Origin of the sequence: Vibrio ezurae NBRC 102218 (assembly GCF_000467185.1) — a bacterium.
GTDB lineage: Bacteria > Pseudomonadota > Gammaproteobacteria > Enterobacterales > Vibrionaceae > Vibrio > Vibrio ezurae.
In genome coordinates this window covers 38,812-44,912 of the sequence record NZ_BATM01000054.1, presented here as the reverse complement: position 1 = coordinate 44,912, position 6,101 = coordinate 38,812, and the positions used below count along the sequence as shown (strand labels likewise).

The 6,101-nt window shown below is 43.8% G+C and carries 4 protein-coding genes; 2 read left to right on the top strand and 2 right to left on the bottom strand.

The window, feature by feature from the left end:
- The first annotated feature begins 291 nt into the window (after positions 1-291).
- Together VEZ01S_RS15400 and VEZ01S_RS15395 are read left to right on the top strand one after the other, a co-directional pair.
- Positions 292-1,410 (top strand): efflux RND transporter periplasmic adaptor subunit, encoded by a 1,119-nt coding sequence (locus VEZ01S_RS15400; protein WP_021714981.1) that lies wholly within the window; start codon positions 292-294, stop codon positions 1,408-1,410.
- Complete coding sequence (locus VEZ01S_RS15395) at positions 1,410-4,520, top strand: multidrug efflux RND transporter permease subunit (protein ID WP_021714980.1); 3,111 nt, start codon at positions 1,410-1,412, stop codon at positions 4,518-4,520. Before VEZ01S_RS15400 ends, VEZ01S_RS15395 begins: the two co-directional genes overlap by 1 nt.
- Before the next feature lie 89 nt (positions 4,521-4,609).
- On the opposite strand, the gene VEZ01S_RS15390 is transcribed toward VEZ01S_RS15395, so the two are convergent.
- Together VEZ01S_RS15390 and VEZ01S_RS15385 are read right to left on the bottom strand one after the other, a co-directional pair.
- Entirely contained in the window at positions 4,610-5,416 is an 807-nt protein-coding gene (locus VEZ01S_RS15390; RefSeq protein ID WP_021714979.1) for a DNA-3-methyladenine glycosylase family protein, read from the bottom strand.
- Positions 5,417-5,446: 30 nt separating this feature from the next.
- The gene (locus VEZ01S_RS15385; protein ID WP_021714978.1) at positions 5,447-6,004 is read right to left on the bottom strand and encodes an outer membrane beta-barrel protein; all 558 of its coding nucleotides are present in this window, start codon (positions 6,002-6,004) and stop codon (positions 5,447-5,449) included.
- Between the last annotated feature and the right edge of the window lie 97 nt (positions 6,005-6,101).

The following is a 6,101-nucleotide window of genomic DNA, read 5'->3' as shown; positions in this document are numbered from 1 at the left end:
GTTTTTATACTTAAGAATCGTTTTCCCAACTCTCTCCTCAAGTTCGGTGCGAATGATATCCAGACGGAGTTTTTCTGTAAAGGATTTTCTTAAAAAAACAGTTCATATGCCCGAATTTTGCTCGGAATGGCTAAAAACCGTCACTTTCTTGCTTGTTTGAGGGGGTAGTTGCATATTATTTTCGAATAAAATTAGTCATATAGTGAGATGAAATGGAAATACTTTACATTGATTGACGTTACTGTCACTTTCAGCTGATAAAATGGCGCGCAGATGAGGACAATAACAATTATGAATATGAAAAAAATCTCCCAGCCATTCTCAAATAAACTGTCTCCAACCACGGTTCTTCTTATTGGAGCCCTATTTTGTACTCCTTCTTTCGCAAATAAACCGAAAGCACCTTCTCATGTTGCAGTTACGACTCAAGAAGTCGGTGTTCACCATATTTCACAAACTTTAGCCCTAGTGGGTAAACTTCAAGCCTCGCAGTCGGTCATTATCGCACCTGAGGTCAGCGGCACTATTGAACGTATTGCCGTGAGAACCAATCAAAGTGTCCGAAAAGGACAAGTATTGATTGAACTGAGCAAAGATAAGAGTTCAGCCACGGTTGCCGAAGCTCAAGCGTATTTAAACGATGAGCAACGTAAGCTCAACGAGTTTGAACGTTTAAGAAAAAGCGCAGCCATCACTTTGACTGAGATTGAAGGTCAAAAAGCCAGTGTTGATATCGCAAAGGCTAGATTGAGCGCAGCTAAAGCCGAACTGAACGAACGCACACTTACTGCCCCATTTTCTGGCCATATTGGCTTTGTTGATTTCAGTTTAGGTAAGTTCGTTAATTCAGGCACTGAGTTATTAACCTTAGATAACACCACTAAAATGGAACTGGATTTACAAGTTCCAGAAAGTTATTTACCTATGTTACGTACTGGCATGTCAGTTTCAGCCGTGTCGAGTGCATGGGGTGATGAAGTCTTTACCGGCACTTTGCAGGGCATCGATTCTAGAGTAAACCCTGATACGCTAAATTTACGTGTTCGTATTTCTATTGATAATAATCATCAAAAACTAAAACCAGGCATGCTGGTTAAAGCGACCATGAAATTCCCAGAGATCGAAGCATCCATTATTCCTGTTCAAGCATTGCAGTACTTAGGAACGAAGCGTTTTGTGTACGTGGTCGGAAAAGACAACCGTGCAGAGCGTCGTGAAGTCTTCTTAGGTACGCGCGTTGAAAACGAAGTCGTGATCGAGAAAGGTCTCGAGCTTGGTGAAACCATCGTGGTACAAGGTATCGTTAACATGCGTGATGGCATCGAAGTAAAAGATGTAAACGCGAAAGACGTTCAAAGTAAAAAAGCCAAAGATGGTAAAGGGAAAAAAGGCAGTGAGGTAGGTCAGTAATGCTGTTATCCGATATTTCAGTTAAACGTCCGGTCGCGGCCGTCGTACTGAGCTTATTATTGTGTGTCTTTGGCATAGTGTCTTTCTCTAAGCTTGCCGTGCGTGAGATGCCCGACATTGAAAGCTCAACGGTATCGATTAGTACACGCTATGAAGGTGCATCCGCCACTATTATAGAAAACCAAATTACCTCGGTCATTGAAGACCAATTATCGGGTATTAGTGGTATTGATGAGATTACGTCGACAACGCGTAACAGTATGTCTCGTATCTCTGTAACCTTTGATATTGGTTATGATTTAAACACGGGTGTCAGTGATGTGCGTGATGCGGTAGCTCGCGCGGAGAACCAACTGCCTGATGAAGCGGATTCACCGACCGTTTATAAAAATAACGGCAGTGGTGAAGCGTCAATGTACGTCAACTTAAGTTCTGACTATCTGGATAGAACTGAATTGACCGATTATGTAGACCGAGTACTGCTTGACCGTTTCAGTTTACTTTCTGGGGTGAGCTCTGTTGATGTCTCCGGTGGCCTATACAAGGTTATGTATGTGAAGCTTAAACCGACCTTAATGGCAGGTAGAGGTGTAACAACAGCTGATATTACAGCCGCGTTAAAATCGGAAAATATCGAAAGTCCTGGCGGCGAAGTGCGTAATGACTCGATTGTGATGTCTGTTCGTACTGATCGCACCTACAACAGTGAAAAGGACTTCGACTATCTTGTAGTAAGAACGACGGCTGATGGTATGCCGATTTACCTTAAAGATGTCGCGGATGTCTATCTGGGCGCTAAAAACGAAGACTCCACCTTTAGAAGTGATGGTGTAGTTAACGTGAGTTTGGGGATTATTCCTCAATCTGATGCGAACCCTCTTGATGTGGCAACTGCCGTTCATAAACAAGTGGATGAGATTCAAAAATTCTTACCAGAAGGCACTCGTTTAGCGGTAGATTACGATTCGACTGTGTTTATTGACCGTTCTATTTCTGAGGTTTACAACACCTTATATATTACAGGTGGCTTAGTGATCTTAGTGCTCTATATCTTTATAGGGCAGGCAAGGGCGACTTTGATACCGGCAGTAACGGTGCCTGTATCTTTGATTTCTTCTTTCATCGCCGCTTACTACTTTGGCTTTAGTATCAACTTGATTACGCTAATGGCGTTGATCCTTTCCATTGGTTTGGTGGTCGATGATGCCATTGTGGTGGTGGAGAATATTTTCCACCATATAGAACGCGGTGAATCGCCTCTTTTAGCGGCCTATAAAGGCACGCGTGAAGTAGGCTTTGCGGTTATTGCTACTACGCTAGTATTGGTCATGGTATTCCTGCCAATTTCCTTTATGGATGGCATGGTAGGTTTGCTGTTTACGGAGTTCTCCGTATTGTTGGCAATGTCGGTGTTGTTCTCATCACTGATTGCTCTGACATTAACGCCAGTTCTGGGCAGTAAAATCTTAAAAGCAAACGTGAAACCTAACCGTTTCAACCAAGGCGTAGAGTGTTTATTTGGTAAGCTAGAACGCTTATATCGTCGTATGCTGGTTGTGGCTCTGCGATTTAAGTGGGTTGCTCCTATCGTGATTATTAGCTGTTTTGCCGGTTCATATTACTTAATGAAGTCGGTACCTGCTCAGCTTACGCCGCAAGAAGACCGCGGAGTATTATTTGCTTTTGCAAGGGGTGCTGACGCTACCAGTTATAACCGCATGTCGGTGAATATGGATGTCATTGAGTCTCGCTTAAAACCATTGCTTGGCAAGGGCCTTTTAAAATCTTTCTCTATTCAATCTCCTGCATTTGGTGGTAACGCCGGCGATCAGACTGGCTTTGTGATCATGATTTTAGAAGATTGGGCTGATCGTGATTTATCGGCGGGTGAAGCATTGGGTGTGATTCGTAAAACACTGGCTGATATTCCTGATGTCAAAGTCTTCCCTATGCTACCTGGCTTTAGAGGGCGCTCTAGTGAGCCTGTACAGTTTGTTCTTGGCGGCACCGATTATAAAGAGTTAGAGAAATGGGCTGAGGTGCTTAAAAACGAAGCTGATGCCAGCCCATTTATGGATGGTGCAAGCACTGACTATTCAGAGAAAACACCGGAGCTGGTGCTTTCTATTGATAAAGAGCGCGCGGCAGAGTTGGGTATTAAGCAAAGTGATATCTCCGATACATTGGAAATCATGCTTGGGGGTAAAAGCGAAACCACCTATGTCGATCGAGGTCAGGAATATGACGTCTATTTGCGTGGTGATGAAAACAGCTTTAACAACAGTACCGACCTTAGCCAAATTTATTTACGAACGTCTAAGGGTGATCTTGTCACATTAGATTCGGTGACTAAAGTCAATGAAGTGGCATCGGCGATTCGTCTTTCCCACTACAACAAGCAAAAATCAATCACAGTAAAAGCAAACTTGGTTGAAGGAGCAACCCTCAGTGACGCCCTTGATTACCTAGATCAAAAAGCGGTTGAGGTACTGCCAAGCAGCATTTCAGTGTATTACTCTGGCGAATCGAAAGATTTCAAAGAGAACCAATCTTCGATTGTGATGGTATTTGGCTTAGCCTTGTTGGTGGCATACTTAGTATTGGCAGCCCAGTTTGAGAGCTTTATCAACCCATTAGTGGTGATGTTTACCGTTCCTATGGGGATATTCGGTGGCTTCTTAGGCTTAGTGATTATGTCCCAAGGGCTTAACGTCTACAGTCAGATAGGGATGATCATGTTGATTGGTATGGTAACCAAAAACGGTATCTTGATCGTCGAGTTTGCCAACCAGTTACGTGATAGAGGGGTTGAGTTCGAGCAAGCCATCATCGATGCAGCAGCAAGACGTCTACGACCAATTATGATGACAGCGTTTACTACCTTAGCAGGCTCAATCCCGCTGATCTTCTCAACCGGCGCAGGTTATGAAAGCCGAGTTGCAGTAGGTACCGTCATCTTCTTCGGTATGGCATTTGCAAGTTTTGTCACGCTATTTGTTATCCCTGCGATGTATCGACTGCTGTCGTTTAACACCAAAGCACCGGGACACGTAGAAGAGCTTCTAAACCAAGCTATCGACCAAGATACTAAAGGACGCATTAGCCACTAGGTGAAGTGATAACCTTTGTAATAAGCGATAAAACGCACTAAAAAATGCCGTTCACTGTGAAGTGAGCGGCATTTTATTTGAGATAAAGGTTATTGATTCCACAAATGAAAAGTCGCGTAACTTCCGTAGGGGCTGACGTTGTCAGCGGTGAGATGTGGAAACTTAGCCAGTGCTTTTTTAACCACTAAATCATTACTTAAAAAGCAGTTCTTTTCTGATAGACCTCTTAATTGCACGTATTGAATTGTCCATGGGCCGATGCCTTTAATGGGAAGCCATTGGCTTGGGTGTGCTTGCGGGGATTCAATAATAAATTCTGCCAGTCTGTTGAGTGTTTCTTTACGTCGCCGGGGCATTTTTAAGAAGGAAAGATCGGCTGTGGCGACGTGCTGTGGGCTGGGAAAGTGCTGGTGGTTGGTTAATTGTTTGGTGAAGTGATTTAAATGATTAATTGCCGCTGTCACTGAGATTTGCTGTCCTAGCACAGCGCGTACGCCTGCTTCCCAAGTGCTCCATACTCCGGGAATGCGTATGCCGGTGCGTTTGATTAGTGTTGGTGAGAGGGCGTGCAGATGCTTTTCTATGGCTGCTAAGTCTGAGTCGAGGTCAAACATTCTGCGCACTGCGTTAATTAACGGGTTAAGCTGAGAATCACAACTTAATTGATACTCTAGGGTGAGGGATTGAGGGTGATTTTGTGATAGCCGAAACCATATCGGCATCTTGTTGATTTGCGCATGTCGCGTGTATTGGTGATTATCTATTTGCTCTAGATGCGAAATGGCGCGCCGCTGATAAAAATTCAGCATGTATTGCCAATCTAGCGCGCCTTTAAAACTAAGCTCTATAACATCAATAGTCGTCGGTTCAAGATTATTAGGATGAGTGATCACCATTAAAGTCTCAAAGTCATGGGGCAGAGGTTCTTAAAAATCCAAACCAATGCTCATTTGCAGTCCATCATAGTCTGCATCATAGCGACCGACTCCAGACGTTGCGTAACCATAAATATATTCAGCACGAAGCCAGTAATCGGCGTTGATATTCCATTGTAAGCCTGCGCCAACGGTAAATACCGAGCCTGTGGTATCACCGACATCTACTCTAGAGCCGGAGCTAATATCGTGACCTTTAATATGGGTCGCGATGGCGCTGGTACGCCCGAAAATTTCAAGAGGTGTATCACCTAGCTCTCCGGTGGTGGCGATGAGAGACAGCCCTAACTCGTAGTAGTTGATTTCAAAGGTTTTAGCATCATCAGAGGACTCTGAGTAACGGAAAAACCCTTCCATACTGAGGTGTTCGTTAAAGGATTGACCACCGCCAATAATGAAGCTTGGGCTAGCAAAGGTATCTGTAGAGTCTCCATCAGGAGAAAAGCCAACATCGCCAACACCAAGATAAAAAGAGTTGTTGCCAGCAGCAGTGGCAGAGATCGAAAGCAGGGTGCTAGAAAGTAGGCCAAGTAGGCGAAGCTTATTCATTATCATCCTTTATAATGTGTTAGTGTTAACAAAGTAGATACTGTGTTCATCCTTGTATATAACAACAATATTACATGAGGCTGTCTACGATTAAAAC